The organism is Azospirillum oryzae (assembly GCF_008364795.1).
In the GTDB taxonomy this organism is placed as follows: domain Bacteria; phylum Pseudomonadota; class Alphaproteobacteria; order Azospirillales; family Azospirillaceae; genus Azospirillum; species Azospirillum oryzae.
The window spans coordinates 562,502-588,492 of the sequence record NZ_VTTM01000002.1 but is presented as its reverse complement, the minus strand read 5'-3'; the positions used below and the strand labels follow the sequence as shown (position 1 = coordinate 588,492).

Here is a 25,991-nt window from a genome sequence, read left to right as displayed (position 1 = left end):
CCCATCTCTTGATGCGGTGAACTTCGCCGAAACGAGCCTACTGTTCATCGCGCCGGCCAAGCCGTTGTCCCGGCCGGTGTGGCGCGGTTTATAGCGAAGGGCTTTTGGCCTGTCGATAGCAAAATCGCACCCCATGTGAATTTTTTAGCGCGTGCTTTTCGGTGGCCGGACTCGCGCCCCGGCGGCTACACCGGCGCTGTCGAAACGGGACATCGGAACGGGAGATCGGGGATGGGCGGCTGGACCGAAGGCTATGTCGGCGGCATCGACTATATCCGCGCCATCTATCGCGACTGGTCGCCCGCCCTGCTCCGCTTCGCGCTGACGCTGCGCGGCTGGCGCCCGCCCGAGGCGTTGCGCCGTGGCAGCTTCACCATGGCGGAGCCCGGCTGCGGCCATGGGCTGACCAGCGCGCTGCTGGCCGGCGCCCACCCGGCTGCGCGGTTCGAGGCGATGGACTTCAACCCCTCCCACATCGCCGGCGTCCGCCGGCTGGCCGCCGATGCCGGTCTGACCAACGCCGATTTCCTGGAGGAGAGCTTTGCCGAATATGCACGCCGCGACGGGCCGATACTGGACGCCGTCGCCCTGCACGGCGTCTGGTCCTGGGTAAGCGCGGAGAACCGCGCGATCCTGCTGGATACGCTGCGCCGCCGGCTGGCGCCCGGCGGTGTCGTCTTCGTCAGCTACAACGCCCTGCCCGGCACGCTCGCCCACATGCCGCTGCGTCGCCTGCTGGTGGAGCGCTGCGCCGAAGGAGACGGCCCCCTGCCCGACCGCATCGCCCGTGCGGTGGAGTTCGCCGCGCGGATGGCGGCGCAGGGCGGCGGCTGGTTCGCCAACACCGAGGGCGTGGCGGAGCGGATCGAGCAGCTTCGCCACAAATCACCGAACTACATCGCCCACGAATATCTCAACGGCGACTGGACCGCCTTCTACCATGCCGACGTGGCGCGCGAGCTGGCCGGCGCGAAGCTGGAATTCGCCGGCGCCGCCGTGCCGATGGAGCAGTTGGACGACCTCACTCTCTCCCCCGCCCAGCAGGCGCTGGCGGCCGAGGCGCGCGACCCCGCCCAGGCGGAAACCCTGCGCGACGTGATGACCAACCGCAGTTTCCGCCGCGACCTGTTCGTGAAGGGCGGCGAACGGCTGGGTCCAACTGAGCGGCGCGCCCTTCTGGGTGAGACCCGTTTCACGCTCCTGGTGGCCGCCGACGACCTGCCGGAGGTCGCGTCCACCCCCATCGGCCGCCTGCCCTTCCCGCGGGCGCTCTACCAGCCGCTGGCGGAAGCGCTGGCCGAGGGGCCGCAGAGCCTCGACGCGCTGCTGGCATTGCCGGCCCTGGCGGCGCAGGGGGAAGAGGCGGTGCTGCGCGCGCTGGTGCTGCTGGCCAGCCTGTCGCTGGCCGCACCGGTGATGCCGGATGACGGGTTTGCCGAACGGAAGACCTCAAGCGACCGCTTCAATGCCGCCGTGCTGGAGCGCCACCGCTTCGGCGACACGCCGGGGCAGCTCGCCTCGCCCCTTCTGGGCGCCGGCGTGCCGGTATCGCGGATCGAGGCTCTGTTCCTCCTGGCCGCACGGCAAGGCGTGGAGCCGGCTGCCTTCGCCTGGCAACACCTGTCGGCCGACGGCATCGTGCTGGGCCGGGACGGTGAGCGTTGCGAGGGAGACGACGCCAACCGCGCGGAACTGGCGCGCCGGCACGCGGCCTTCGTGCAGCGGCGCTTGCCGTTGCTGCAGGGACTTGGGGTGGCTTGAGTGCCGGCGTCAGCGCTCCGCCGCCGTCTTCGGCAGCTTTTCGGCGATGCCGTAGAGCGCCTCGCGGCGGCGGATTTCGGCGAAGACGTCATCCGGGTGGATGTTCAGCGTCGCCCACAGGACCGACAGGTTGTACAGCAGGTCGGCGCTTTCGTTGATGACGCCCTGGCGATCCTCGTTCATGGCGTCCAGCGCGACCTCGACCGCCTCCTCGCCCACCTTCTTGGCGATCTTCTTCGGGCCGGCGGCGATCAGCCGCGCGGTCTTGGAGTGCGCCGGATCCATCTGCTTGCGGTCGAGGATGGCGGCATAGAGGCGGATCAGGTCGTCGGTCATCAGGTGGGATTTGTCTCGTGTGCGGGCGACGGAAGCATCGTTTCGATAACGTGATCGCTCCGCGACGGAATTACCATCCCCCATAGGCGCGGTGACGCGCCGCACGATGGCCTTATGCCTTGCGGCGCGGCGCCGTTCAGCTCACCGGGTCATAGGAATGGTCGGCCTTCGGACGCTCGTCCAGCAGGGCCTCGCCGGTACTGACGAAATAGACGACCTCGGCGATGTTGGTGGCGTGGTCGCCGATGCGCTCCAGGTTCTTGGCGATCATCATCAGGTGCATGTGCGCCGTGAACTGGTCCGGCGCCGCCAATGCTGACCGTTCCACCTCCGCAACAAGGCTGGTGTAGAGGGCATCCACCTCGTCGTCGGTGCGCCAGATGCGCAGGGCCGCCTCGCCGTCATTGTCGACATAGGCGTCGATCACCGCGCTGAGGCGCTCGCGCACCAGCCGGCCGAGCTGCGGCAGCCCCGCCATCGATCCGGCGTCGGGCAGGCTGAAGATGGCGACGGCCCGCTTGGCGGTGTTGGCGGCATGGTCGCCGATCCGCTCCAGATTGCCGGCGATCTTCAGCGCCGCGATCACCTCGCGCAGATCGTCGGCAACCGGCTGGCGCAGGGCCAGCAGGCGCATGCAATGGGCTTCGATGTCATGCTCGAAGGAGTCGAGTCGCGCATCCGACTCCACGATTTCCCGCGCAAGCTCGGGATTGCGCTGGGCCAGGCAGGTCAGCGCCTGGTCGATCTGCGTCTCCGCAGCGCCGGCCATCTGCACGATGGCGGATTTCAGCCGCTTCAGCGCGTCCTCGAACGCGGACACGATGTGCGGAGCGGAGGTCTTCATGGTCGCCAAACCCTTCCCGGCGGTCTTGTGCAAAGCCCTCACCATAGCGCCCGGACGTTACGGTACGATGACAATCACTATGACCCCAGGCCCTATGACCAAAGCCGGTTCCCGCCCCCCTTGCGCACCCCGGAAACTGCCGGATTGATTTTGCGGCGCAGCATTGCGACACATGTGTGGAGTCCGCGCTTTCTCCCTCACTCAACGACGTGCCGAACCCGCCATGATCGAACGCCGCTTTGAACAGATCATCTTTGCCAGCCGCTGGCTGCTCGCCCCCTTCTATCTCGGGCTGGTCGTCTCGCTGGGCGCCTTGCTGGTGAAGTTCACGCAGGAGATCCTGCATATCATCCCGCATGTGCTGGAAATGAGCGAGAAGGACGTGCTGCTGGCCGTGCTGACGCTGATCGACATGTCCTTCGCCGGCAATCTTCTGCTGATGGTGATCTTCGCCGGCTACGAGAACTTCGTCTCCAAGATCGACGTCGCCAATCACGAGGACCGGCCCGACTGGATGGGCAAGGTCGATTTCGGCGGATTGAAGCTGAAACTGATCGCCTCCATCGTCGCCATTTCGGGCATTCACCTGCTGAAGGCCTTCATGAACCTGTCGCAGACCTCCCGCGACGAGCTGATGTGGCTGGTCATCATCCACATGACCTTCGTGATCTCCGGCGTTCTGCTCGCCTGCATGGACAGGCTGGAAGGGCACCACGCCCCTGCCGCGAAGTCCGGCCCCAAATCCGCAACGGATCAACATTGAACCGGGCGGAAGGGCCGGCAAAAGGCCATTGCAGCGCCTCATCGACAGGGATAGACACTTCAACGGTCACACCGGCTTGCCGGGCTGTCGGCGGATCGGATTGGGTTTGACCGCGGGGCTTCGGCCCGTTGACGGAATATTAACCCTAACCAGCCAATGTCCCGATCACCAGACACCGCGCCGCGGCGGTCACCGGTCCTCCGGAGACCGTCTTCGCGGCAGGTATCAGGGCTGCCGGGCGCACTCTCCGCTTGAGCGTGCGGGCGCATTCGACTATGGAACCGTTGGCGGGCATGCTATGCCAGTCCGCCGGCTCGGCCGTCTCAACCGCTTTGATAGAGTTCGTCAGCTCCATGCTCTCCAAACTGCTCGGCGTTCTGTCCGCCGACATGGCGATCGATCTGGGGACGGCCAACACCCTGGTCTATGTCAAGGGCCGCGGCATCGTCCTGAACGAACCGTCCGTCGTCGCCATCGCCAACGTGCGCGGCAAGAAGCAGGTCCTCGCCGTCGGTGACGAGGCGAAGATGATGCTTGGCCGCACGCCCGGAAACATCCAGGCCATCCGGCCGCTTCGCGACGGCGTCATCGCTGATTTCGAAGTTGCGGAGGAAATGATCAAGCATTTCATCCGCAAGGTTCACAACCGCCGCAGCTTCGCCAGCCCGCAGGTCATCATCTGCGTGCCGTCGGGTTCGACGGCGGTGGAACGCCGGGCGATCCAGGAATCGGCGGAGGCCGCCGGCGCCCGCCGCGTCTTCCTGATCGAGGAGCCGATGGCCGCCGCGATCGGCGCCGGGCTGCCGGTGACGGAGCCGACGGGTTCGATGGTCGTCGACATCGGCGGCGGCACCACCGAGGTCGCCGTGCTGTCGCTGGGCGGCATCGTCTATTCCCGGTCGGTGCGCGTCGGCGGCGACAAGATGGACGAGGCCATCATCGGCTACATCCGCCGCAGCCACAATCTGCTGGTCGGCGAAGGCTCCGCCGAGCGGATCAAGAAGGAGATCGGTTCCGCCTGTCCGCCCGAGGACGGTGAGGGCCGCATCCTGGAGATCAAGGGCCGCGACCTGATGAACGGCGTGCCCAAGGAACTGATCATCTCCGAACGCCAGATCGCCGAGTCGCTGGCCGAGCCCGTTTCGGCCATCGTCGAGGCGGTGAAGGTGGCGCTGGAGCACACCGCTCCGGAACTGGCCGCCGACATCGTCGACAAGGGCATCGTCCTGACCGGCGGCGGCGCGCTTCTGGGGAATCTGGACTTCGTCCTGCGCCACGCCACCGGCCTGCCGGTGTCGATCGCCGACGATCCCCTCTCCTGCGTGGCGCTCGGCACCGGCCGCGCGCTGGAGGAGATGAAGACGCTGCGAAACGTCTTGGTCAGCGCCTACTGATTGGTGTATCCCTGGTTGGAAGGCCTCCGGTCCCGCACCCCTCTTCGGGTTGCTGAGGACCGGAGACGGACCGCGTATCTGGACGGGAATTTCCTGTGAAGCCACGCTCATCCGGCTCCGTCATCCGCCTTGCCGCCCCTCTGCGGGCTCTCGCGCAGCGTTTCTCCTTCCTTCTGCTTGTTCTGGCCTCCGTCGCGCTGATGATGGTGGGAAAGATCGAGTCCGTTTCGGTGGACAGCGCCCGCGCACGCGTGACCGATGCCTTCGCCCCCATCCTGGACGCCATTTCCCGCCCCGCCGCGACGGCGGCGCGCGTGGTCGAGTCCGCGGTGGAACTTGAGAACGCCTTCGACGAGAACCAGCGGCTTAAGGCCGAGAACGCCCGGCTGCTGCAATGGCGGCAGGCGGCGTTGCGGCTGGAGGCTGAGAACAACAGCCTGCGCAGCCTGCTGCGCGTCCGCCCGGAGCCGTCCGTCAACTATATCGCCGCCCGCGTCATCGCCACGCCCGGCAGTTCCTTCGTCCGCACGCTGGTGGTCACCGCCGGGCGGCGCGACGGGGTTCGCAAGGGACAGGCGGCGCTGGCCGGCGCCGGTCTGGTCGGCCGGGTGATCGAAGTCGGCGAATGGTCGTCCCGTGTCCTGCTGCTGACCGACATCAACGCCCGCATTCCGGTGATCCTGTCGAACACGCGCCAGCGCTCGATCCTGGCCGGCGACAATTCCGACCAGGCCAAGCTTCTCTACCTGCCGCCCGACTCGCCGATCCAGGTGGGAGAGCGGGTGGTGACCTCGGGTGACGGCGGCCTGTTCCCGCCGGGCTTGCCGGTCGGCGTGGTGACCGCGGTCAGCGAACGTGGCATCCGTGTCCTGCCCAGCGCCGATCTGTCGCGCGTCGAATATCTGCGTCTGGTGGATTTCGGCCTGCCGAGTACCGATCTGGACCCGTCGCCGGACTCGAAGTGAGCTGGACGTGGATGTGAACCGGACGGACGGTCCGCCAGCCGGGGGATTGCCGATATGACGGCGACCTTCTGGCAGAAGGTGGACAAGACCGGGCGCAATCTGGCGCCCTTCGCCGTCACGGTGATGATGGTGCTGGTCGGCATGATCCCGGTGCCGGTGCCCGGCTACGCCCCGGTGGCGCCGAACCTGACGCTGGTTTCGGTCTATTACTGGACGATCCACAGGCCTGACCTGATGCGTCCGGGGGTGGCGTTTCTGATCGGGTTGCTGCAGGATTTCCTGGTCGGCGGACCGCTGGGCGTGAATGCGCTGCTGCTGGTCGTCGCCCAATGGGCGGTGCTGAACCAGCGCCGGGTGTTCCTGGCCAGCACCTTCGCCCTGCTGTGGTTCGGCTTCACGCTGGTGATGGCCGGTGCCGTGCTGCTGCAATGGCTGGCCTTCTCGGTGCTGGACGCCGCCGCGCTGTCGATCCTGCCGGCGCTGTTCCAGGGCCTGCTGACGGTGGCGGTGTTTCCTGCGGTGGGTTGGCTGCTGATCCGCGTCCACCGCGCGTTCCTGAACGGGTAAAGGGCCCCGACGGACCTCATGAGTTCAATCGATCGCGACACCGACCGCTCCCGCCTGCTGGCGCGCCGCGCCCTGGTGCTGGGCGGCATCAAGCTGGCCGGCCTGTCCGCGCTGGTCGGTCGCCTGTATTACCTGCAGGTCGTCGAGTCGGCCCGTTACACCATGCTGGCGGAAGAGAACCGCATCAGCCTGCGGCTGATCGCGCCTTCGCGCGGGAACATCGTCGACCGCTTCGGCGTGCCGCTGGCGGTCAACGAGCAGAACTATCGCGTCGTCGTGGTGTCGGAACGCACCCACAACATCCAGGAGACGCTCGACAAGATTTCCCGCATCGTGCCGCTGACCGACGGCGACCGCCGCCGCGTGCTGCGCGAGTTGCATCGCAAGCGCCGCTTCGTGCCCGTCACCGTGCGCGAGAACCTGACCTGGGAGCAGGTGGCGACGCTGGAGACCAACACCCCCGACCTGCCCGGCGTGGCGATCGAGGTGGGCGAGCTGCGGCATTACCCGCAGGCGGACGCGACCGCCCATATCCTGGGCTATGTCGGCGCCGTATCGGAAGCGGAGCTGAGCGGCAACAGCGATCCCGTGCTGTCCCTGCCCGGTTTCCGCATCGGCAAGGCCGGCATCGAGAAGTTTCACGAGAAGGTGCTGCGCGGCACCGCCGGCACCAGCCAGCTGGAAGTCAACGCGGTCGGCCGCGTCATCCGCGAACTCTCCCGCGACGAGGGGCAATCGGGCCGGGAAATCCAGCTGACCATCGACATGGCGCTGCAGCGCTTCGTGCAGGAAAGGCTGTCGCAGGAGGTCAGCGCCTCGGCGGTGGTGATGGATGTGCACACCGGCGGCATCTACGCCCTGTGCTCCCACCCCAGCTACGATCCCAACCAGTTCACCATGGGCATCAGCGCCGAGCTGTGGGAGGAGCTGCTGTCCAATCCGGCGACGCCGCTGAACAACAAGGCGGTGGTCGGCCAATACCCGCCGGGCTCCACCTTCAAGATGATGGCGGCACTGGCGGCGCTGGAATCGGGGGTGGTCAGCAACCGCCATACGGTGTTCTGTCCCGGCTACCTTGAACTGGGCGACCACCGTTTCCACTGCTGGAAACGTGGCGGGCACGGCACGGTCGATTTCGTCGGCGCGCTGCGCCATTCCTGCGACGTGTTCTTCTACGACGTGTCGCGCCGGATCGGCATCGACCGCATCGCCGAGATGTCCAACCGCTTCGGCCTGGGCCACCGCACCGGCATCGACCTGCCGCACGAACGCGCCGGCCTGATCCCCTCCATCGCCTGGAAGAAGGCGACGTTGGGCAAGGGCTGGGACATGGGCGAGACGCTGGTCGCCTCCATCGGCCAGGGCTATGTGCTGACGACGCCGCTGCAACTGGCGGTGATGGTTTGCCGGCTGGCCAATGGCGGCTATGCGGTCAAGCCCCACCTGACCAAGCAGATCAAGACCGTCAGCGGCGAACAGACCGCCTGGCCCGGCATCGGCGTGAAGAAGGAGAATCTCGACATCGTGCTGCGCGGCATGACCGAGGTGGTCAACGCCCCCAACGGCACCGCCTTCAAGTCGCGCATCACCGAGGTCGGGTACGAGATGGCCGGCAAGACCGGTTCAGCCCAGGTGCGCCGCATTACCATGGCCGAGCGCAACACCGGCGTGAAGAAGAACGAGGACCTTCCCTGGCGCGAGCGCGACCACGCCCTGTTCGTCGCCTTCGCACCGATCCAGGCGCCGCGCTACGCCTGCGCCGTCTTCGTCGAACATGGCGGCGGCGGGTCGACCGCGGCGGCCCCCATCGCCCGCGACATCCTGCTGGAAACCCAGAAGCGCGACCCCGGCCGCGCCGCCGTCGCCGAAACCCCGCCGCCGAGCGGAATGCCGGAACCGCGGGGCTGACATCGCTCCGCCGGGATCAACCCCGCCGACGGGCAGGGATGCTCATCGCTGCGACGCCAATCACCACCGCGGCACAGCCGGCCAGCATGTTAGGCTCCAGCGCCTCGCCCAACAGAAGTGCCCCGATCCCGACCCCGATGGGCACCCGCAGATAGGCCTGCGCAGTGGTCGGCACCGATCCCAGGGTTTGAACCAGACGGAAATATAGAACGAAGGCCAGCGCGGTCGAGAAGACCGACAGGGCGACGAGCGCGAGCAGCGAGTCCCAGGATGGCGCCAGAGTCCAAGGCCGGTCGACCGCCAGACTGACCGGCAACAGGAGGGCGGCTCCGCACAGCAGCGCTCCCGCGGCCGGCATGACCGGGTCCTGCCCTTTGAACACGCGGCCGAAGATGGCGGCGCCGGCATAGCAAAGTGTAGCGAGAACAATCGCGCCTTGTGCCAGCAGATCGCTGCCGATGCCATCCACCGCCCCCACCCCGATGATGAGAACCGTCCCACCGAGACCGGCGAGCACGCCGACCGCCTTCCGGATGCTCAACGGCTCGTGCCGGGTGAACAGAAGGGTGAGGAGAAACGCGAAAATCGGCGTGGTCGCGTTGAGGATGACGGCGGTTCCGGCATCGACCGTCTGTTCGGCCCAAGCGATCAGGGTGAAGGGAAGGACGCTGTTCAGACAGGCCTGAACCAGGAAGCGGCGCCACAGCGCCGGATCGCGTGGCAGAGAAAGGCCCCGCCAGCGGATGACCGCCAGCAGGATCGCTCCCGCGATCAGCGTCCTGCCGGCGATGAAGGTCAATGGCGGGATCGTCTCCACGCCGATGCGGATGAAGCTGTAGGACGCTCCCCACAAGGTGGCGAGGGCCAGCAGCAAGGCAAGCTCGACATGCAGGTTCGGCTGACAAGCCAGGGTATCGGGGGCGGGAAGGATGGTCATGATGGCTCCGTCGGGCTGCATTCCGGCCCACCATGCCTGCCCGCCACTTGGAAGACCGCCGCGAACGCTTCGGCCGTGGACGAAACGTCGGCGGCTGACGGTTCTGGCGAAGCGGCCTAAACTGATGCACATGACCAGCCCGCCCTTCCCCACCGCCTCCGCCAACGGCATAGCCACCATCGCCGCGCTGATCGGCGATCCGGCGCGTGCAAACATCCTCTCCGCCCTGATGGGCGGGCAGGCGCTGACCGCCGGCGAATTGTCCTGGCATGCCAGCGTCGGAGCGCCGACCACCAGCGCCCACCTCGCCAAATTGAGCGAGGCCGGATTGCTGGCAGTGGAGCGACAGGGCCGGCACCGCTATTACCGGCTGGCCTCCCCCGACATCGCCCAGGCAATGGAAAGCCTGATGGCGGTGGCAGCCGTGGGCCCGCGGCGCCACCGTCCGCCCGGCCCGAAGGACGAGGCATTGCGGACCGCCCGCACCTGCTACGACCATCTCGCTGGACGGCTCGGCACAAAATTGGCCGACACGCTGAACGAGCGCGGGTTCGTGATCCTCGACGACGGCAGCGCCCTGGTGACGGACGATGGCCGCGATTTCCTGGGCGGCCTGGGGCTCGCAATTCCCGAAGCGGGCGGGCACCGCAGACCGCTTTGCCGGGTCTGCCTGGACTGGAGCGAGCGGCGGCCCCATCTGGCCGGGCGGCTGGGTGCGGCCCTGCTGACCTGTTCGCTGGAGCGCGGCTGGATCGTCCGCATCCCTGACAGCCGCGCGGTGGCGATCACCGATGCCGGCAGCAAAGAGTTCGCCACGAATTTCGGCATCGCACCGGAGCATCTGGCCGCCAAATGAAAAGCGCGCCCCCGAAGGGACGCGCTTCTCAACAGACCGATGCGGCGTTCGCCGGATCAGTTCTTCGACTTGTCGACCAGACGGCGCTCGGCGATCCACGGCATCATGGCGCGCAGCTTCTCGCCGACCTTCTCGATCTCGTGCTCGGCGTTGCGGCGACGGATCGCCTTGAAGGACGGCTGGCCGGCCTTGCATTCCAGCATCCAGTCGCGGACGAAGCGGCCTTCCTGGATGTCGGTCAGCACGCGCTTCATCTCGGCCTTGGTCTCGGGCGTGATGATGCGCGGGCCGGTGCGGTAGTCGCCGTATTCGGCCGTGTTGGAGATCGAGTAGCGCATGTTGGCCATGCCGCCCTCGTACATCAGGTCGACGATCAGCTTCACTTCGTGCAGGCACTCGAAGTAGGCCATCTCGGGGGCGTAGCCCGCCTCGACCAGCGTCTCGTAACCGGCGCGGATCAGCTCGGTCAGGCCGCCGCAGAGCACGGCCTGCTCACCGAACAGATCGGTTTCGCACTCTTCCTTGAAGGTCGTCTCGATGATGCCGGCGCGGCCGCCGCCATTGGCCGAAGCGTAGGACAGGGCGATGTCCAGCGCGTTGCCCGAGGCGTTCTGGTGCACGGCGACCAGCGACGGCACGCCGCCGCCACGCTGGTATTCGCTGCGCACGGTGTGGCCGGGGCCCTTCGGCGCGATCATGAACACGTCGAGGTCGGCGCGCGGCTCGATCAGGTTGAAGTGGACGTTCAGGCCGTGCGCGAAGGCCAGGGCGGCGCCCTGCTTCATGTTCGGGGCCAGATCGTCACGGTACAGGTCGGCCTGCAACTCGTCCGGGGTCAGAACCATCACGACGTCGGCCCAGGCGGCGGCTTCGGCCGGGGTCATCACGGTGAAGCCGGCGGTCTCGGCCTTCTTGATGGTGGCCGAACCCGGGCGGAGCGCGATCCGCACGTCCTTCACGCCGCTGTCACGCAGGTTGTGGGCGTGGGCATGGCCCTGGCTGCCGTAGCCGACGATGACGACCTTCTTGCCCTTGATCAGGTTGACGTCGGCATCACGATCGTAATAGACGCGCATGGAGATGGTTCCTTAAATTTCACTAGCCGGGTGTTGAACGAAGCGATTAGTGCGCGGGGCGGATTAGTCCATCGGTGGCAAGGCCGCGTCAAGCAAAAGCCGTCCGTCCGCGGTGAAGGGGTTCAGGAAAGTGACTCCGCCAAGTCGCCGTCCGCCCTGAAAATCTTCGGACACAAGGTACTTACAGCCATACGCATCGGCGTTCGCCCATAGGACCGCATCCCAGATTTGCAAGCCGTGCGCGGCTACTACGCCGAATGCACGCCGGAAGGCATCGGTGGCAACGGGAAGGCGCTCGAAGGTCTGCTCGTAATCGCGAACCAAGTCCAATGCCTCGCCCGGCGGCAGGATTCGCTTCCGGGTCAGCGACGCATAAAGTTCGCACAGCACCTGTCCCGCAATCACGACACTGGAACCTGCCACCGCTGCTCTCTCCAGCAAATCCAGAGCGATTGCATATTTGGCGGGATCTCGCCGGTCGGCCGCATAGAACAGAATGTTCGTATCGAAGCTGACCAACGGTCGACTCATGGCAAGGAACCGCGCTCGTGCAAATCATCACGGGTCCAGTCACGGCCACCCAGGTCATAGCCCTTGCGCAGCTTCCGGAGCAACCGCTCTCCTGCCTGCCTACGGCGCTCCTCCTCGGAAACTGCGTCGGAATCCGTCTCCGTCGCAGAAAGCCGCGCCACCGGGGTGCCGTTCTCGGTCAGCACGATCTCCTCGCCGCGCTTCGCGGCTTCGATCAGTGCGCCAAGCTGGTCCTTTGCCTCTTCCACCGACAGCATCTTCATGACCGTTCCCCGCTGCTCGCCGTCCGGCCGTGCCGGCGGAACATCCTAACCCAGAACGGGCCGGACGGCGATGGAGCTCGAAGAGACTCTCGGGGGGAGCCTCAGAACGCCGCCGGCCCCTTCGACATGGCGACCACGCCGGTGCGGCTGGCTTCCACGAGGCCGAGCTGGCCCATCAGACCGACGAAGTCGTCGACCTGCTCGGTGGTGCCGGTCAGTTCGAAGATGAAGCTGGTCAGGGTGGCGTCGACCACCTTCGCCTGGAAGATGTCGGCGAGGCGAAGCGCCTCGATCCGACGGTCGCCGGTGCCGGCCACCTTGACCAGCGCCAGCTCGCGCTCCACCGACGGCCCCTCGTCGGTCAGGTCGTGGACGCGGTGGACCGGAACCAGCCGGCCGAGCTGCGCCTTGATCTGCTCGATGATCATCCGGGTGCCGGAGGTGACCAGCGTGATGCGCGACAGGTGCTCGGCGTTGTTCACCTCCGCCACCGTCAGGCTTTCGATGTTGTAGCCGCGGCCGGAGAACAGCCCGATGACGCGGGCGAGGACGCCCGGCTCGTTGTCCACCAGCACGGCGATGGTGTGCTTTTCGATCGCGTTTTCCATGAGACCCATTCCCCCGTTCGTTCGTCGTCAGCCGATCAGACCAGCACCATGCCGTCTTCCGGCGTGGCGTCGGACGGGCTGTCGTCCGGACCGAACAGGATTTCATTGTGGGCCTTGCCGCCCGGAATCATCGGGAAGCAGTTTTCCTTCTGGTCGACGGCGATGTCGACGATGCAGGGGCGGTCGGTGACGGCCAGCATCTTCTCGATCACCTGATCGACCTCGGCCACCGTGGTGGCGCGCAGGCCGACGCAGCCCCAGGCCTCCGCCAGCTTCACGAAGTCCGGCAGGGCTTCGGAGTAGCTCTGGGAATAGCGCGAGCCATGCAGCAGTTCCTGCCACTGGCGCACCATGCCCATATACTGGTTGTTCAGGATGAAGATCTTGACCGGCGCGCGGTACTGCACGGCGGTGCCGATCTCCTGCATGTTCATCAGGAAGGACGCCTCGCCCGACACGTCCACCACGATGGCGTCGGGGTGGGCAAGCTGGGCACCGATGGCGGCCGGCAGGCCGTAGCCCATGGTGCCCAGACCGCCCGAGGTCATCCAGCGGTTCGGCTGGTCGAAGGGCAGGAACTGGGCAGCCCACATCTGGTGCTGGCCGACTTCCGTCGTGATGTAGTGGTCCTTGCCGCGCAGGGCCTCGCGCAGGCGCTCCAGCGCATACTGCGGCTTGATGACCGATTCGGTGCGGTTGTAGTTCAGGCAGTTGCGGGCGCGCCAGCCCTCGACCTTGCCCCACCACTCCTTCAGCGCGGCCTTGTCCGGCGACTTGGCGCGCGCCTTCCAGATGCGCAGCATGTCTTCCAGCACGGCGCCGCAGTCGCCGACGATCGGGATGTCGACCGCCACGTTCTTGTTGATCGAGCTGGGGTCGATGTCGACGTGGATCTTCTTGGAACCCGGCGAGAAGGCGGACAGCTTGCCGGTCACGCGGTCGTCGAAGCGGGCACCGATGTTGATCATGACGTCGCATTCGTACATGGCGAGGTTCGCCTCGTACGTGCCATGCATGCCGACCATGCCCAGCCACTGGTTATCGGACGCCGGGAAGGCGCCCAGGCCCATCAGGGTGGAGGTGATCGGGAAACCGGTGGTCTTGACGAACTGGGTCAGCAGCTTGGCGGCGAAGGGGCCGGCATTGATGACGCCGCCACCGGTGTAGAAGACCGGCCGCTTGGCGTTGGCGATCAGTTCCACCGCCTCTTCGACGCGGGCGATCTCCGCCTTCACCTGGGGACGGTAGGTCTTGTGCTTGACCTCCGCCGGCGGGACGTAGGTGCCGTCGGCGAACTGCACGTCCTTCGGGATATCGACCAGCACCGGGCCGGGCCGGCCGCTGCGCGCGACATAGAAGGCCTCGTGCAGGGTGCGGGCCAGATTGTCGACGTCCTTCACCAGGTAATTGTGCTTGGTGCAGGGACGGGTGATGCCGGTGGTGTCGGCTTCCTGGAAGGCGTCGTTGCCGATCAGGTGGGTCGGCACCTGGCCCGACAGGCAGACGAGCGGAATGCTGTCGCACAGCGCATCCAGCAGGCCGGTCACCGCGTTGGTGGCGCCGGGGCCGGAGGTCACCAGCACGCAGCCGACCTTGCCGGTCGAGCGCGCGTAGCCCTCCGCCGCGTGAACCGCGGCCTGCTCGTGGCGTACAAGGACATGTTTCAGGTCGTTCTGCTGGAACAGCGCGTCGTAGATGGGAAGTACGGCGCCGCCGGGGTAGCCGAAGATGATGTCAACGCCCTGATCCTTCAGGGCTTTGATGACGATCTGGGCGCCGGTCAGCTTCTGTTCGGACATCGCTCACGACCTTCTCATGTGGGCGCCTCCTCTAGGGCACCCGGTTCCTTGGGAACACCAAACCTGCCGTGGGGGATGCCGTTCATAACAACGGCTTAGCCCCGATGGCCTGTGCTGGGACGGGCAAATTAGTCAAATCATCCGTCATAGGTCAACCCAATTCCCGAATGTTTGCAAAGTTTTTTTGCCGCAGTTTTTCCAATTGTTGCGCGCCCATTGGAGGTGGCGACCACGCTCCGCCCCCTGCCCCGCCAGCGCTTGCCGCAAACGGAAACGGCGACCGCACCGAAGCGCGGCCGCCGTTCCGAAGGGGCGATAGACCGAACGCGCAGCCCGTCAGGCGGCGGTCTTCAGCAGTCCGCACAGCCGGCGGATGCCCTCGCGGATCTGGGCCGGCTTGGTGACGGAGAAGGCCAGACGCAGCGTGTTCTTGCCCGACCGGTCGGCATGGAAGGCCGAGCCGGGAACGAAGGCGACGTTGGCCTCCTTGATGGCGCGGGCCAGCAGTTCGGTGCCGTCGACGCCTTCCGGCGCTTCGATCCAGACGAACAGGCCGCCTTCCGGCTTGGTCCAGGTGACGCCCGGCGGGGCGAATTCGTCCAGCGCCGCCAGCATGGCGTCGCGGCGCTCCTTGTACTGGGTGCGCAGCAGCTTGATGTGGCTGTCGAAGATCTGCGAGACGACGTCGTGCATGACGATCTGGTTGATCGTGCTGGCATGCAGATCGGCCGCCTGCTTCATCAGCACCAGCCGGTTGACCACCTCCGGCGCCGCATTGACCCAGCCGATGCGCATCGCCGGCACCATCGTCTTGGAGAAGGTGCCGCCGAAGATCACGTTGGTCAGCTTGCCGCCATTGCGCTCGCAATCCAGCGCCGCCAGCAGCGGCAGATGCTCGCCGTCATAGCGCAGCTCGCAATAGGCGGTGTCCTCGATCACCGGCACGCCGGCCGCCTCGCAGGCGTCCAGGATGGCGTGGCGGCGGGCCAGCGTCACCGTGGTGCCGTTGGGGTTCTGGAAATCGGGGACGAGGTAGAAGAACTTCGGCTTCTGCGCCAGCGCCTCGGTCAGCGCCGTTATCTCCGGCCCTTCCTCGTCCATCGGAATGGAGAGGTAGGTCGGCTCGTAGGGCGAGAAGGCCTGGAGCGCGCCGAGATAGGTCGGACGGGTCACCACGATCTTGTCGCCGGGACCGATCAGAAGCTTGCCGACGAACTCCAGCACCTGCTGCGAGCCGTTGGTGATGAGAACGCCGTCCAGGCCGATGTTGACGCCCTTGCGGCCCATGTAATCACAGATCCATTCCCGCAGCGGCGTGTAGCCTTCGGTGATGGAGTATTGCAGGGCAGCGCCGGCACCGGCATTGGACTGGAAGATCTTCTCATAGGACCGCGCGATGGCGGAGCTGGGGAACAGGTCCGGGTCGGGAATGCCGCCGGCGAAGGAGATGATCTCCGGGCGGTCGATCAGCTTCAGCAGTTCCCGGATTTCGGACGCCGTCATGCCGCCCACGCGGCCCGCGAACACATGACCCCAATCAACCGACACGGTGCTTCTCCTTCGGATCAGTAATTTAGTATCGTTCTCAGGCGGTCGAGCATTGCATTTCGTACCGCTGGCGAACAAGGCAGATCGATGGTATGGCAGCTATGCTGTCCTGTATCACTTACCAGCATATCAGAGAATTTGCCAACAATCTGATGCCGAAACCAAGTGACCTGCCGTTTGGCATAGCGGCGGGTCGATTGCTGGGCCAGCGCGACCGCTTCGTCGAGCGGGATCTCGCCATGCAGGACCCGGCGCAACTCCGGCACGCCCAGGGCTTTCAGCACCGGCAGGTCGGGGGCGAGGGACTGCTCGAGCGCCAGTGCGTCCAACCGCCGCACCTCCTCCAGCGCGCCCTGCTCCATCATCAGATGGAAACGCTTGTCGCACTGGGCGTAGAGGTCGGCCCGCGGCGGGTCGAGCACGAGGATGGTGAAGCGCAAATCCTCCGGCGCGCCCTGGGCCGTCCGGCTCTGCCAGTGGGACAGCGGGTGGCCGGTGGCCTCCAGCACCTCCCAGGCGCGGGTCAGGCGGGTGGTGTCGCCGGGGTTCAGCTTGGCCGACGCCGGATCGCGGGCAATCAGCTCGGCACGGAAGGCCTCGCCGCCGATGGTGGCCAAACGGGCATGGGCGGCGGCGCGCACCTCGTCGGGGATGGGCGGGACCTCGCTCAAGCCCTGCATCAGGGCGCGCAGGTAAAGACCGGTGCCGCCGACCACCACCGGCAGCCGGCCGTCGGCCCTGGCGGCGGCGATCTCCGCCAGAGCCATGTCGCGCCAGCGCGCCGCCGAGCCGCGTTCCGCCGCCGGCAGCACGCCATAAAGGCGATGGGGCGCCCGTGCCAGATCCTCCGCCGGCGGCCGGGCGGTCAGCACGTCCAGATCGGCGTAGAGCTGCATGCTGTCGGCGTTGATGACGGTGCCGCCGAACGCCTCGGCAATCGCCAGCGCCAGCCCCGACTTGCCCGATGCGGTCGGGCCGCCGATGACGATGACATCGGTGAGCGTGTTCATCGCCCTTCCATGGGGCCACGGCGTTTCCTTTGCAACACCCATCCGCATGCCCCAACCGCATGCAGACGCCGAAGCTTCGTTGGACCGGACCCCTCGCCTGTGGTAGGCAGCGCGCGAAGGCCCTCTTTTGCTCGGGACACCCGCCGATGAACGCCGTCGCCACGCTGATCGCCCCCCGCACCGCCACGCTCGACGAGGCTGCCGTCCAGACCGCCAAGGCGGCGCTGGTGGGCTTGGGCGCGGATGCCGGCGCACCCGACTGGCTGGCTCCCGGCACCGCCTGCGACCTGCCATTCGGCAACCTTGCGCCGGAGCAGGCGGAGGCGGCGATCCGCCATGCCCTGACTGGTGCCACGGTGGATATCGTCGCACAGCCGGCGGCCACCCGTCGCAAGCGGCTGCTGGTCGCCGACATGGAATCGACGATCATCGAGCAGGAGATGCTGGACGAGTTGGGCGACTATGTCGGGCTGAAGGACCACATCGCCGACATCACCGCCCGCGCCATGAACGGCGAGATCGATTTCAAGGACGCGGTGCGCGAGCGGGTCGCCCTGCTGAAGGGCTTGAAGGAGACGGTGATCGACGAGGTGTGGCAACGCGCCACCCTGATGCCGGGCGCCGCCCAACTGGTCGGCACCATGCGCGCCAACGGCGCCGCCTGCGTCCTGGTGTCGGGCGGCTTCCGCTGCTTCACCGGCCGGGTGCGCAGTTGGATCGGCTTCGACGACGACCGCGGCAACGAGCTGGAAGTGATCGACGGCGTGATGACCGGCAAGGTGATCGAGCCGATCCTTGACAAGGACAGCAAGTTGCAGGCGCTGATGGCCTATGCCGGCGAGCACCGCGTGCCGATGGCGGAGACCATGGCGGTCGGCGACGGCGCAAACGATTTGCCGATGCTGCTGGCCGCCGGCCTGGGCGTCGCCTTCCACGCCAAGGCGGTGGTCGCCGCCGAGGCCCGCGCCCGCGTCGACCATGGCGACCTGACCGCCCTGCTCTACGCCCAGGGCTACCGGGCGACGGAGTTCGTGGCGTAAGGCGCCTGCCGTCCCTCTAACGCCTCACGCCCACACGCCACGAACGTACGGCGTCAGCTGCGTGTCCGTCAGGATGATGTGGCGGACCAGCCAGTCGGCGGTGAACTTATAGAGTTTCTCGGCGTTCTCGTGGGTGGGTTCGTTGGAGAACTGGTTCGACAGCTCGCTGACCTTCTGGACCGCGGCGCGGTGCATGGCGACATGCTCGTCGAATTTCGGGTAATGCACGATCTGCATGATCCGCTCTTCGCGGGCGAAATGCTCCTTGGTGTATTCCAGAAGTTTGATCAGAATCTTGGCGACGCGAACCGGCTGGAACCGCGGAGCGGCCAGCGCGGCGTCGAGTTCGTTCAGATACTCGATCAGGTGTTTGTGATCGTCGTCGATGGCCGGCTGCCCGACGCTCAACTGCCGTCGCCATGTGATGGCGCCCATGACCTTGCGGCCTCCCCCCTAACCGGCACCCCGTTGGGGGAGGATTATGAATGGTGTTACCAGCCCACCCAAACAGCCGCCGGCGTCACACGGCAATTTGACGCACCCGTATGAAGCGAGCCGGAAATGAGCGGGGCGGATGCGTCACCGCACCCGCCCCGTTTCACAACCGATGGCCGATCAGCCTCAGCCGACGATCGAATACCCGCAATCGACATAGGTGGTGTCGCCGGTGATGCCCTTGGCGCCGTCGGTGGCGAGGAAGGCGGTGGTGTAGCCGACCTCCTCGATGGTCACCAGACGGCCTTCGGGCGCGCGCTCGGCGGCCTTGTTCATCAGCTCGTCGAAATGGGCGATGCCGGAGGCGGCGCGGGTCTTGATCGGGCCGGGCGAGATGGCGTGGACGCGGATGCCCTTCGGACCCAGTTCGGCCGCCAGATAGCGCACGCTGGCCTCCAGCGCCGCCTTGACGGGGCCCATGACGCCGTAATTGTCGATGACGCGGTTGGCGCCGAAATAGGACATGGTGAACAGCGACCCGCCGTCCTTCATCAGCGGCTCGGCATACTTGGCCATGCGGATGAAGGAATGGCAGGAGACGTCCATCGCCTGCTGGAAGCCCTCGCGCGAGCAATCGACGACGCGGCCGTGCAGGTCTTCCTTCGGCGCGAAGGCGATGCTGTGCAGCGCGAAGTCGAGCTTGCCCCACTTCTCGCCGATCTTGTCGAACATGGCCTTCAACTGGCCTTCGCCGGTGACGTCCACCGGTTCGAAGATCTCGGCCTCCAGTTGCTGGGCCAGCGGCTCGACGAACTTCTTGGCCTTGTCGTTCAGATAGCTGACCGCAAGGTCGGCACCCATGGCGCGGAAGGCACGGGCGCAGCCCCAGGCGATCGACTGGTCGTTGGCAATGCCAAGGACGAGCCCCTTCTTGCCTTCGAGCGTGGCGGCGGCGGGAATGATCGTGGTCATGCGGACGGTCCTGCGGTCGATGGGACGGGAGGGAGCGGCCGCAACCCCGGCCGCCTTTCGCCGGGTGAGATCACGCGGCGTTCCTTGTGCAGTGCACCATAACCCAATCGCAGGGGGGCCGCAACGTGCAATGGGCGCGTTTCGCACATGCGCTTCAATCATTGCGCAGCATTGTTCGTGGAGCGTTCAGTAAAAACTGAATTGCTTCTGTTTCAGTCTTTCATTGATCCATATCAAAGCGGCCTGCCGGCACAGGACCGGCAGGCCGTTTCTTGATGACATTTCTGTTATGGCGTCACACCGCTTGTGCGATCCGCCTCCTTACCGGGCAACACCCGGCGAGAAGGACGGTGGATCGCTGGCCGGGAAGGATTCCTGCGAAGCCTCGTCGACGATCTCCTCATCGCACGCCTCCCCATAGATGTCGCCGGGATGGCGGGAGTAGGGATTGACGCCCTCGTTCACGTCCTGCGACGGAATGGCCGCACGGTCGTTGTGCGTCCAGTCGGACAGCATCGCCTTGCCGGGGCAATAGCCGGTCAAGCCGCGCGCCACCAGCGCGCCGCCGGCAAGCGCCATGGCGGCCCCGGTCCAGTTGGGGCGGCGCAGACCCAGGGCCGCCAGCAGCACGCCGCCGGCCAGCGACGCCAGCCGCTCGGTATGCCCGACATTGATGCTGTAGCCGCCGCCGGGCGCCCAATTGGACCCCTGGATGCGGTCGTTGAGGCCGCGCAGGTTGCGCTGGGCCGTTTCGGTGATGGAAGAGAGTTCCATGTCGGTCCTCCTGAATGCGGGTCCCGGTCGGGGATCGTCCGCCATCGGATCGTTATCGCGTCACTGTTGGGAAACCGGCGGCTGGGGGGTGCCGTTCCCGGACGGCGTCCCGGAAGAGGACCCCGGCGCCGATTGGGACGCACCGCCCTGGCTGCTTCCCTCCTGGCCGCTGGAACCGGCGGCGCCGCGGGCCTGCTGCAGTTCGCGGTTCAGACGTGCCACCTCCTGCGACAGGCGCTGCACCTCCTGCCGCAACGGACCGGCCGAGGCATCGCCGCCACCCGCCGATCCGGCGATGGCGGCCAGCGTCGCTGAATCGCGCATCCAGTAGGGCGCCACGCCGTAGTAGGTGTGCACCGCCATCGCCCATTGGCGGTCGTTCATGTTCGGACGGTTCTTCTCGTCGAAGCGCGGGGCGTTGGTCAGCTTGTCCTTCGGCACGTTCAGGACATAACCATTGCCCGATGGGGAGAACAGCGCCCACGGCACCGGGAAATGGCTGTCGCCGATGCCGAGGAAGCCGCCCAGCTCGACCACCGCATAGGCGACCCGGCCGCTGGCGGGATCGATGATCAGTTCGGACACACTGCCGAGATCCTTGCCGTCCGGGCTGCGCAGCTTGGCGTCCTCAAGCTCGTCGGCGGCGATCGCGCGGGGGTGGGCGATGGAGTCCTGCAGGGCCGCCGCCTCGCCCAGGATGGCCTGACAAGCGGGCGCGTTGCCCTTCTGGGCGGCGGCCTGTGCCGCCTGCTGCAGGGCGCGGAGCTGTGCGGTTTCCTGCTGGGTCACCGGAGCGGGGTTGCCGGGTCCGGCGGCTTCGAGTGCGGCCGCCTGCTGTCCCAGCCGGTCGAGCCCCGCCGCGCAGTCGTCGGCCGCCAGCGCGGGCGCGGCGATGGTCAAGGGTCCCAGTGCGGCCAGCAGCAGGGCCGTGCCCAAGGTCCTACTGGGGGTCGGGCGCATCATCGGGGCATCCTCCGGCTTGAATCGTCTCATGCAGTATGAACAGCATGGTCAAGCCGGAGGTTCCCGAACGCGAATCTTCTTCCAGTTGTGGAGGGGGATCAGCCCGGCAGGGGCAGGCCACCGCGCTGGACGATGAAGGACTGGATGGCGTCCAGCCCCTCGCCCGCCTTGACGTTGGTGAAGACGAAGGGGCGGTCGCCGCGCATCTTGCGGGCGTCGCGGTCCATCACCTCCAGGCTGGCGCCGACCATCGGGGCGAGATCGGTCTTGTTGATGACCAGCAGGTCCGAGCGGGTGATGCCCGGCCCGCCCTTGCGCGGGATCTTGTCGCCGGCCGACACGTCGATGACGTAGATGGTGATGTCGGCCAGTTCCGGCGAAAAGGTCGCCGCAAGGTTGTCGCCGCCCGATTCGATGAAGATCAGGTCGAGATCGGGGAACTTCGCGTTCATCTGGTCGACGGCGGCGAGGTTGATCGAGGCGTCCTCGCGGATCGCGGTGTGCGGGCAGCCCCCGGTCTCCACCCCCATGATCCGTTCCGGCTTCAGCGCGCCGGAGCGGGTGAGGAATTCCGCGTCCTCCTTGGTGTAGATGTCGTTGGTGATCGCCGCGACCTCCCAATCGTCGCGCATGCGCTTGCACAACGCGTCGGTCAGAGCGGTCTTGCCGGAGCCGACGGGGCCGCCGATGCCGACGCGAAGCGGACCGGCGTGGCTCTTTTCGATAGCGGGGAGAGCGCTCATGAGCGGAACAGCCTCGTATATTGGGTTTCGTGGATCATCGAGGTCCAGTCGACGGCCATCGCCCGGCCGCCGAGATCGTCCAGCGGGGCGGCCAGCGCCGCCTCCGCCGCGCCATGCGTGATAGGGTCGAGCGCCGCCAGCGCCCGTTGTCCGTCGGTCTGGCCCAGCGGCACCAGCCGGACGCCGGCCGAAACGAGGTTGGCGGCGAAGGCGTGCAGATAGGCGGTCAGCGCCGGCCCCTCCGCCACACCGATCAACGCCGACACCAGCGCCACCGCCACCGCGTAGGCGACCGGCCGGCCGGTAGAGGCGATCACCGCATCCCAGCGCGGCAACTCGTCGAGCGGCCATGCGGCGCGGATCGCCAGAAGGAAGGCCTGCCCCTGCGCCCGCGATTCGAGCGCGGTTTCGGCGGAGGCGCGCAGGATGTCGGCCCGCTCCACCGCCCAGGCGAAGCCGGCCTCGTCACCCGCCCGCACCGCGCGATGGGCGGCGGCGAACAGCATGCCGTCGGTCCGCCCGGCGCCGTGGCGCAGGATGCCGTCGAGCCAGACGATCATCGTCGCCCGGTCCCGCACCAGTTCCTGCTCCACCGCCGCCTCGATGCCATGGCTGTAGGAGAAGCCGCCGACCGGAAAGCTGGGCGACAGCCACGCCAGCAGGCGCGTCAGGGCGTGGGTGGAGACGCTATGATCGACCTCAGTGCGAATGCCCATGCCCGCCGCCATGCGAATGCCCGCCATAGGCGCCGCCTTCGGGCATGAAGGGTGCCGTCACGTCGCGCACCTCGGCCCCCAGCCCGCGCAACATGTCCTCGATCACATGGTCGCGGCGCAGGCGGATGGTGTCGTCGACGATCTGCACCGGCAGGTGGCGGTTGCCGAGATGCCAGGCGACACGGGCAAAGGCCTCCACCGGGCCGGGCACCCGGACCTCCATCAGTTCCTCAGGCGCGGCGACCACGCGCAGGAAACTGCCGTCTATCAGTTCCAGCCCGTCGCCGTCGTCCAGCGCCACCGCCCGCGGCAGGTCGAGCAGGAAGGCGCCGCCGGCATCGTCGGTCATCGCCATACGGCGGCGGAACCGGTCGTCGAAGGCGAGCGTCACGGTGCCGGCCGCCTGCTCGGCGGACCAGTGGCCACGGGCATGGACCCGGGTTGCGCGGCGGGTGGGATCGGTCATCAGCGAAGCCGTTCGAAGGGGGTCGGGTGGCCGAAGAAGCGGCCGGCCAGTTCGCTGACCAGCGCCGCGTCCCCGGTGGTGAAGAAGCGCAGGCCCCGTTCCGCAGGATCCGGCCGGTATTCGGGGTGGCGGTCGAGATACTGCTCCAGCGAGCGCGCGGTCAGCGTCGGCTGGCACAGCACCTCCACCCCCGGCGGCAGCGCGCGGGCGAACAGGTGACGGACCAGCGGATAATGGGTGCAGCCCAGCACCACCGTGTCCAGCGGCTGGCTGCCCATCTTGTCCAGCAGGACGCGGACATAGCCGGCGACCGCCGGTTCGATCTCGTCATCCGACGCGCCGCGCTCGATCAGCGGCACGAGGTCGGGACAGGCCTGCTGCACGACGCGGACCGACGGCGCGCGCTTGCCGATCTCCCGCGGGAAGGAGCCGGAATTGACCGTCGCCGCCGTGGCGAAGATGCCGACGCTGCGCGGCTCGGCCAGATGGTCGGGCGGAACGGTGTCGATCATCCACGGAACGCGGGTGATCGCCTCCACCATCGGCACCAGAACGCCCAGCACGTTGCGGCCGGGATGGGCCGACGGCAGCCATTCCTGCTGCAGACGGCGCAGCGCCACCGCGGCTGCGGTGTTGCAGGCGATGACGATCAGCCGGCAGCCCTGGGCGAACAGCCGATCCATCCCGGCGATGGTCAGCCGGTAGATGTTGTCCTCGCTGCGCGGACCGTAGGGAGCGGCGGCATGGTCGCCGAGATAGACGAACGGCCGGTCGGGTGCCGCGTCCACCAGGGCGCGCAACACCGTCAATCCGCCATGTCCTGAATCGAATACACCGATCAACGTATCTGAACCCTACCGATAGCCCCTTCTCCCCCCTGGGGAGAAGGTTGGGATGAGGGGGTTCGGCGGAGCCGAAAACAGCCCACGCCACATGCCCCCACCCTAACCCTCCCCCGCTGGGCGGGGGAGGGGAAGAAAAAACGCCTCAGAACAGGAAATACCGCTGCGCCATCGGCAGGACGTCGGCCGGTTCGCAGGTCAGCAGTTGCCCATCCGCCCGCACCTCGTAGGTTTCCGGGTCCACCTCGATGTGCGGAGTGGCGTCGTTGTGGATCATGTCCTTCTTGCCGACGGTGCGGGTGCCCTGGACGGCGATCAGCTCGCGGTGCAGGCCAAGTTGGCGGCCGACCTCCAGCTCCAGCGCCTTGGCGCTGACGAAGGTCACGCTGCTGGCCTGCATCGCCCGGCCGAAGGCGCCGAACATCGGGCGGTAATGCACCGGCTGCGGCGTCGGGATCGAGGCGTTGGGATCGCCCATCAGCGCGGCGGCGATGGTGCCGCACTTGATGACCATGTCCGGCTTCACGCCGAAGAAGGCCGGCGACCACACCACCAGATCGGCCAGCTTGCCGACCTCCACCGAGCCGACGACATGGCCGATGCCGTGCGACAGCGCCGGGTTGATGGTGTATTTGGCGATGTAGCGCTTGACCCGGAAATTGTCGTTGTCGCCGGTCTCCTGCGGCAGCCGGCCGCGCTGGAGCTTCATCTTGTGGGCGGTCTGCCAGGTGCGGATCACCACCTCGCCCAGCCGGCCCATCGCCTGGCTGTCGGACGAGATCATGGAGAAGACGCCCAGGTCGTGCAGGATGTCCTCCGCCGCGATGGTCTCGCGCCGGATGCGGCTTTCGGCGAAGGCGACGTCCTCGGGAATGCGCGGGCTGAGGTGGTGGCACACCATCAGCATGTCGAGATGCTCGTCCACCGTGTTGATGGTGAAGGGCCGCGTCGGATTGGTCGAGCTGGGCAGCACGTTGGCGAGGCTGGCCACCCGGATGATGTCCGGCGCATGGCCGCCGCCCGCCCCTTCGGTGTGGAAGGTGTGGATGGTGCGGCCCTTGAACGCAGCGATGGTGTCCTCGACGAAGCCCGATTCGTTCAGCGTGTCGGTGTGGATCGCCACCTGGACGTCCAGTTGGTCGGCGACGGTCAGGCAGGTGTCGATGGCGTCCGGCGTGGTGCCCCAATCCTCGTGCAGCTTCAGGCCGCAGGCGCCGGCGGCGATCTGTTCCAGTAGTGCGTCGGGACGGCTGGTGTTGCCCTTGCCGAAGAAGCCCAGATTGATCGGCAGACCTTCGGCGGCCTGGAGCATCCGCTCCATATGCCACGGACCCGGCGTGCAGGTGGTGGCGGACGTGCCGGCGGCCGGCCCGGTGCCGCCGCCCAGCATGGTGGTGACGCCGCTGTTCAGCGCCTCGTCCACCTGCTGCGGGCAGATGAAGTGGATGTGGGCGTCGATGCCGCCGGCGGTGACGATCTTGCCCTCGCCGGCGATCACCTCGGTGCCCGGGCCGATGATGATGTCGACGCCGGGCTGGATGTCGGGATTGCCGGCCTTGCCGATGGCGGCGATCCGCCCGCCGGTGATGCCGATGTCGGCCTTGACGATGCCCCAATGGTCGATGATCAGGGCATTGGTGATGACGGTGTCGACCGCCCCCTGGTGACGCGAGCGCTGGCTTTGACCCATGCCGTCGCGGATCACCTTGCCGCCGCCGAACTTCACCTCTTCGCCATAGACGGTGTGGTCGCGTTCGACCTCGACGATCAGGTCGGTGTCGGCCAGCCGGACGCGGTCGCCGGTGGTCGGGCCGTAGAGGGCCGCGTACTCGGCCCGGTCGATGCGGTGCGCCATGTTCTCGCCCTTCCCTGTC

At 67.1% G+C, this 25,991-nt stretch carries 27 protein-coding genes; 8 read left to right on the top strand and 19 right to left on the bottom strand.

Going from position 1 to position 25,991, the window contains the following annotated elements; translation table 11 throughout:
* The first annotated feature begins 231 nt into the window (after nt 1-231).
* The gene (locus FZ938_RS08820) at nt 232-1,761 is read left to right on the top strand and encodes a class I SAM-dependent methyltransferase (RefSeq protein WP_149198165.1); all 1,530 of its coding nucleotides are present in this window, start codon (nt 232-234) and stop codon (nt 1,759-1,761) included.
* 9 nt (nt 1,762-1,770) lie between these two features.
* Here FZ938_RS08820 and hisE read toward each other — a convergent pair whose 3' ends face one another.
* Both hisE and phoU read right to left on the bottom strand, forming a co-directional pair.
* Nucleotides 1,771-2,097: a phosphoribosyl-ATP diphosphatase gene (gene hisE, locus FZ938_RS08815; RefSeq protein WP_149198164.1), complete on the bottom strand. Its 327-nt coding sequence runs from the start codon at nt 2,095-2,097 to the stop codon at nt 1,771-1,773.
* Nucleotides 2,098-2,233: 136 nt separating this feature from the next.
* A complete protein-coding gene (gene phoU, locus FZ938_RS08810) occupies nt 2,234-2,941 on the bottom strand; it encodes a phosphate signaling complex protein PhoU (RefSeq protein ID WP_085089964.1) in 708 nt (235 codons plus the stop codon).
* 223 nt (nt 2,942-3,164) lie between these two features.
* On the opposite strand from phoU, the gene FZ938_RS08805 reads away from it, so the two are divergent.
* From FZ938_RS08805 to mrdA, 5 genes are all read left to right on the top strand, one after another.
* Nucleotides 3,165-3,704: a TIGR00645 family protein gene (locus tag FZ938_RS08805; protein ID WP_149198163.1), complete on the top strand. Its 540-nt coding sequence runs from the start codon at nt 3,165-3,167 to the stop codon at nt 3,702-3,704.
* 353 nt (nt 3,705-4,057) lie between these two features.
* Nucleotides 4,058-5,098 (top strand): rod shape-determining protein, encoded by a 1,041-nt coding sequence (locus tag FZ938_RS08800; protein ID WP_012974729.1) that lies wholly within the window; start codon nt 4,058-4,060, stop codon nt 5,096-5,098.
* Nucleotides 5,099-5,193: 95 nt separating this feature from the next.
* Complete coding sequence (mreC, locus tag FZ938_RS08795; protein ID WP_149198162.1) at nt 5,194-6,063, top strand: rod shape-determining protein MreC; 870 nt, start codon at nt 5,194-5,196, stop codon at nt 6,061-6,063.
* 54 nt (nt 6,064-6,117) lie between these two features.
* Nucleotides 6,118-6,630 (top strand): rod shape-determining protein MreD, encoded by a 513-nt coding sequence (gene mreD, locus FZ938_RS08790; RefSeq protein ID WP_085089967.1) that lies wholly within the window; start codon nt 6,118-6,120, stop codon nt 6,628-6,630.
* Between the two features lie 18 nt (nt 6,631-6,648).
* Nucleotides 6,649-8,538 carry a penicillin-binding protein 2 gene (gene mrdA, locus FZ938_RS08785; protein WP_149198161.1) on the top strand — a complete coding sequence of 630 codons (1,890 nt, stop codon included), beginning with the start codon at nt 6,649-6,651 and terminating at the stop codon, nt 8,536-8,538.
* 16 nt (nt 8,539-8,554) lie between these two features.
* Here mrdA and FZ938_RS08780 read toward each other — a convergent pair whose 3' ends face one another.
* Nucleotides 8,555-9,475 (bottom strand): DMT family transporter, encoded by a 921-nt coding sequence (locus FZ938_RS08780; RefSeq protein ID WP_149198160.1) that lies wholly within the window; start codon nt 9,473-9,475, stop codon nt 8,555-8,557.
* A 124-nt stretch (nt 9,476-9,599) separates the two neighbouring features.
* Between FZ938_RS08780 and FZ938_RS08775 the strand changes: the two genes are divergently transcribed.
* A complete protein-coding gene (locus tag FZ938_RS08775; RefSeq protein WP_149198159.1) occupies nt 9,600-10,331 on the top strand; it encodes an ArsR/SmtB family transcription factor in 732 nt (243 codons plus the stop codon).
* 56 nt (nt 10,332-10,387) lie between these two features.
* Here FZ938_RS08775 and ilvC read toward each other — a convergent pair whose 3' ends face one another.
* From ilvC to miaA, 7 genes are all read right to left on the bottom strand, one after another.
* Entirely contained in the window at nt 10,388-11,407 is a 1,020-nt protein-coding gene (ilvC, locus tag FZ938_RS08770) for a ketol-acid reductoisomerase (RefSeq protein ID WP_014248441.1), read from the bottom strand.
* A 63-nt stretch (nt 11,408-11,470) separates the two neighbouring features.
* A complete protein-coding gene (locus FZ938_RS08765) occupies nt 11,471-11,926 on the bottom strand; it encodes a PIN domain-containing protein (RefSeq protein ID WP_246457763.1) in 456 nt (151 codons plus the stop codon).
* 8 nt (nt 11,927-11,934) lie between these two features.
* On the bottom strand, nt 11,935-12,201 hold the full coding sequence (locus FZ938_RS08760) for a type II toxin-antitoxin system Phd/YefM family antitoxin (protein ID WP_149198157.1): 267 nt from the start codon (nt 12,199-12,201) through the stop codon (nt 11,935-11,937).
* A 101-nt stretch (nt 12,202-12,302) separates the two neighbouring features.
* Nucleotides 12,303-12,809 (bottom strand): acetolactate synthase small subunit, encoded by a 507-nt coding sequence (gene ilvN / locus FZ938_RS08755; protein ID WP_149198156.1) that lies wholly within the window; start codon nt 12,807-12,809, stop codon nt 12,303-12,305.
* 35 nt (nt 12,810-12,844) lie between these two features.
* Entirely contained in the window at nt 12,845-14,608 is a 1,764-nt protein-coding gene (locus FZ938_RS08750; protein WP_149198155.1) for an acetolactate synthase 3 large subunit, read from the bottom strand.
* A 336-nt stretch (nt 14,609-14,944) separates the two neighbouring features.
* Nucleotides 14,945-16,156 carry an aminotransferase-like domain-containing protein gene (locus FZ938_RS08745; RefSeq protein ID WP_149198154.1) on the bottom strand — a complete coding sequence of 404 codons (1,212 nt, stop codon included), beginning with the start codon at nt 16,154-16,156 and terminating at the stop codon, nt 14,945-14,947.
* Between the two features lie 17 nt (nt 16,157-16,173).
* Nucleotides 16,174-17,166, bottom strand: coding sequence for a tRNA (adenosine(37)-N6)-dimethylallyltransferase MiaA (miaA, locus tag FZ938_RS08740; protein WP_149198153.1), 993 nt, complete (start codon nt 17,164-17,166; stop codon nt 16,174-16,176).
* A gap of 146 nt (nt 17,167-17,312) precedes the next feature.
* Here miaA and serB point away from each other — a divergent pair, with 146 nt between their 5' ends.
* The gene (gene serB, locus FZ938_RS08735) at nt 17,313-18,206 is read left to right on the top strand and encodes a phosphoserine phosphatase SerB (RefSeq protein ID WP_149198152.1); all 894 of its coding nucleotides are present in this window, start codon (nt 17,313-17,315) and stop codon (nt 18,204-18,206) included.
* Nucleotides 18,207-18,230: 24 nt separating this feature from the next.
* On the opposite strand, the gene FZ938_RS08730 is transcribed toward serB, so the two are convergent.
* The 9 genes from FZ938_RS08730 to ureC all read right to left on the bottom strand — a co-directional run bounded on the left by FZ938_RS08730 (nt 18,231) and on the right by ureC (nt 25,972).
* Nucleotides 18,231-18,641: a bacteriohemerythrin gene (locus tag FZ938_RS08730; RefSeq protein WP_109074025.1), complete on the bottom strand. Its 411-nt coding sequence runs from the start codon at nt 18,639-18,641 to the stop codon at nt 18,231-18,233.
* A 186-nt stretch (nt 18,642-18,827) separates the two neighbouring features.
* Nucleotides 18,828-19,613 carry an enoyl-ACP reductase FabI gene (gene fabI, locus FZ938_RS08725; RefSeq protein WP_085089975.1) on the bottom strand — a complete coding sequence of 262 codons (786 nt, stop codon included), beginning with the start codon at nt 19,611-19,613 and terminating at the stop codon, nt 18,828-18,830.
* A gap of 321 nt (nt 19,614-19,934) precedes the next feature.
* A complete protein-coding gene (locus tag FZ938_RS08720) occupies nt 19,935-20,387 on the bottom strand; it encodes a YgaP family membrane protein (RefSeq protein ID WP_149198151.1) in 453 nt (150 codons plus the stop codon).
* A 60-nt stretch (nt 20,388-20,447) separates the two neighbouring features.
* Nucleotides 20,448-21,350 carry a PRC-barrel domain-containing protein gene (locus tag FZ938_RS08715; protein ID WP_246457761.1) on the bottom strand — a complete coding sequence of 301 codons (903 nt, stop codon included), beginning with the start codon at nt 21,348-21,350 and terminating at the stop codon, nt 20,448-20,450.
* A 98-nt stretch (nt 21,351-21,448) separates the two neighbouring features.
* A complete protein-coding gene (gene ureG / locus FZ938_RS08710; RefSeq protein ID WP_085089978.1) occupies nt 21,449-22,093 on the bottom strand; it encodes an urease accessory protein UreG in 645 nt (214 codons plus the stop codon).
* Complete coding sequence (locus tag FZ938_RS08705) at nt 22,090-22,809, bottom strand: urease accessory protein UreF (protein ID WP_246457759.1); 720 nt, start codon at nt 22,807-22,809, stop codon at nt 22,090-22,092. The genes ureG and FZ938_RS08705 overlap by 4 nt, the downstream gene beginning before the upstream one ends.
* Nucleotides 22,793-23,275, bottom strand: a complete 483-nt coding sequence (locus FZ938_RS08700; protein WP_149198148.1) for an urease accessory protein UreE — start codon at nt 23,273-23,275, stop codon at nt 22,793-22,795. Before FZ938_RS08700 ends, FZ938_RS08705 begins: the two co-directional genes overlap by 17 nt.
* Nucleotides 23,275-24,117 carry a glutamate racemase gene (gene murI / locus FZ938_RS08695; RefSeq protein ID WP_149198147.1) on the bottom strand — a complete coding sequence of 281 codons (843 nt, stop codon included), beginning with the start codon at nt 24,115-24,117 and terminating at the stop codon, nt 23,275-23,277. Before murI ends, FZ938_RS08700 begins: the two co-directional genes overlap by 1 nt.
* A 145-nt stretch (nt 24,118-24,262) precedes the next feature.
* Nucleotides 24,263-25,972 (bottom strand): urease subunit alpha, encoded by a 1,710-nt coding sequence (gene ureC, locus FZ938_RS08690; RefSeq protein ID WP_149198146.1) that lies wholly within the window; start codon nt 25,970-25,972, stop codon nt 24,263-24,265.
* Between the last annotated feature and the right edge of the window lie 19 nt (nt 25,973-25,991).

Bases quoted from the DNA above. Each gene is read 5' to 3' on its own strand.
- phoU (WP_085089964.1), bottom strand. From the start codon at position 2,941: ATGAAGACCTCCGCTCCGCACATCGTGTCCGCGTTCGAGGACGCGCTG.
- FZ938_RS08800 (WP_012974729.1), top strand. From the start codon at position 4,058: ATGCTCTCCAAACTGCTCGGCGTTCTGTCCGCCGACATGGCGATCGAT.
- mreD (WP_085089967.1), top strand. From the start codon at position 6,118: ATGACGGCGACCTTCTGGCAGAAGGTGGACAAGACCGGGCGCAATCTG.
- FZ938_RS08720 (WP_149198151.1), bottom strand. From the start codon at position 20,387: ATGGAACTCTCTTCCATCACCGAAACGGCCCAGCGCAACCTGCGCGGC.
- FZ938_RS08705 (WP_246457759.1), bottom strand. From the start codon at position 22,809: ATGGGCATTCGCACTGAGGTCGATCATAGCGTCTCCACCCACGCCCTG.
- FZ938_RS08805 (WP_149198163.1), top strand. From the start codon at position 3,165: ATGATCGAACGCCGCTTTGAACAGATCATCTTTGCCAGCCGCTGGCTG.
- hisE (WP_149198164.1), bottom strand. From the start codon at position 2,097: ATGACCGACGACCTGATCCGCCTCTATGCCGCCATCCTCGACCGCAAG.
- mrdA (WP_149198161.1), top strand. From the start codon at position 6,649: ATGAGTTCAATCGATCGCGACACCGACCGCTCCCGCCTGCTGGCGCGC.
- FZ938_RS08820 (WP_149198165.1), top strand. From the start codon at position 232: ATGGGCGGCTGGACCGAAGGCTATGTCGGCGGCATCGACTATATCCGC.
- FZ938_RS08730 (WP_109074025.1), bottom strand. From the start codon at position 18,641: ATGGGCGCCATCACATGGCGACGGCAGTTGAGCGTCGGGCAGCCGGCC.
- FZ938_RS08715 (WP_246457761.1), bottom strand. From the start codon at position 21,350: ATGATGCGCCCGACCCCCAGTAGGACCTTGGGCACGGCCCTGCTGCTG.
- ilvC (WP_014248441.1), bottom strand. From the start codon at position 11,407: ATGCGCGTCTATTACGATCGTGATGCCGACGTCAACCTGATCAAGGGC.
- ureG (WP_085089978.1), bottom strand. From the start codon at position 22,093: ATGAGCGCTCTCCCCGCTATCGAAAAGAGCCACGCCGGTCCGCTTCGC.
- miaA (WP_149198153.1), bottom strand. From the start codon at position 17,166: ATGAACACGCTCACCGATGTCATCGTCATCGGCGGCCCGACCGCATCG.
- fabI (WP_085089975.1), bottom strand. From the start codon at position 19,613: ATGACCACGATCATTCCCGCCGCCGCCACGCTCGAAGGCAAGAAGGGG.
- ureC (WP_149198146.1), bottom strand. From the start codon at position 25,972: ATGGCGCACCGCATCGACCGGGCCGAGTACGCGGCCCTCTACGGCCCG.
- FZ938_RS08750 (WP_149198155.1), bottom strand. From the start codon at position 14,608: ATGTCCGAACAGAAGCTGACCGGCGCCCAGATCGTCATCAAAGCCCTG.
- FZ938_RS08700 (WP_149198148.1), bottom strand. From the start codon at position 23,275: ATGACCGATCCCACCCGCCGCGCAACCCGGGTCCATGCCCGTGGCCAC.
- FZ938_RS08780 (WP_149198160.1), bottom strand. From the start codon at position 9,475: ATGACCATCCTTCCCGCCCCCGATACCCTGGCTTGTCAGCCGAACCTG.
- ilvN (WP_149198156.1), bottom strand. From the start codon at position 12,809: ATGGAAAACGCGATCGAAAAGCACACCATCGCCGTGCTGGTGGACAAC.
- FZ938_RS08775 (WP_149198159.1), top strand. From the start codon at position 9,600: ATGCACATGACCAGCCCGCCCTTCCCCACCGCCTCCGCCAACGGCATA.
- serB (WP_149198152.1), top strand. From the start codon at position 17,313: ATGAACGCCGTCGCCACGCTGATCGCCCCCCGCACCGCCACGCTCGAC.
- FZ938_RS08760 (WP_149198157.1), bottom strand. From the start codon at position 12,201: ATGAAGATGCTGTCGGTGGAAGAGGCAAAGGACCAGCTTGGCGCACTG.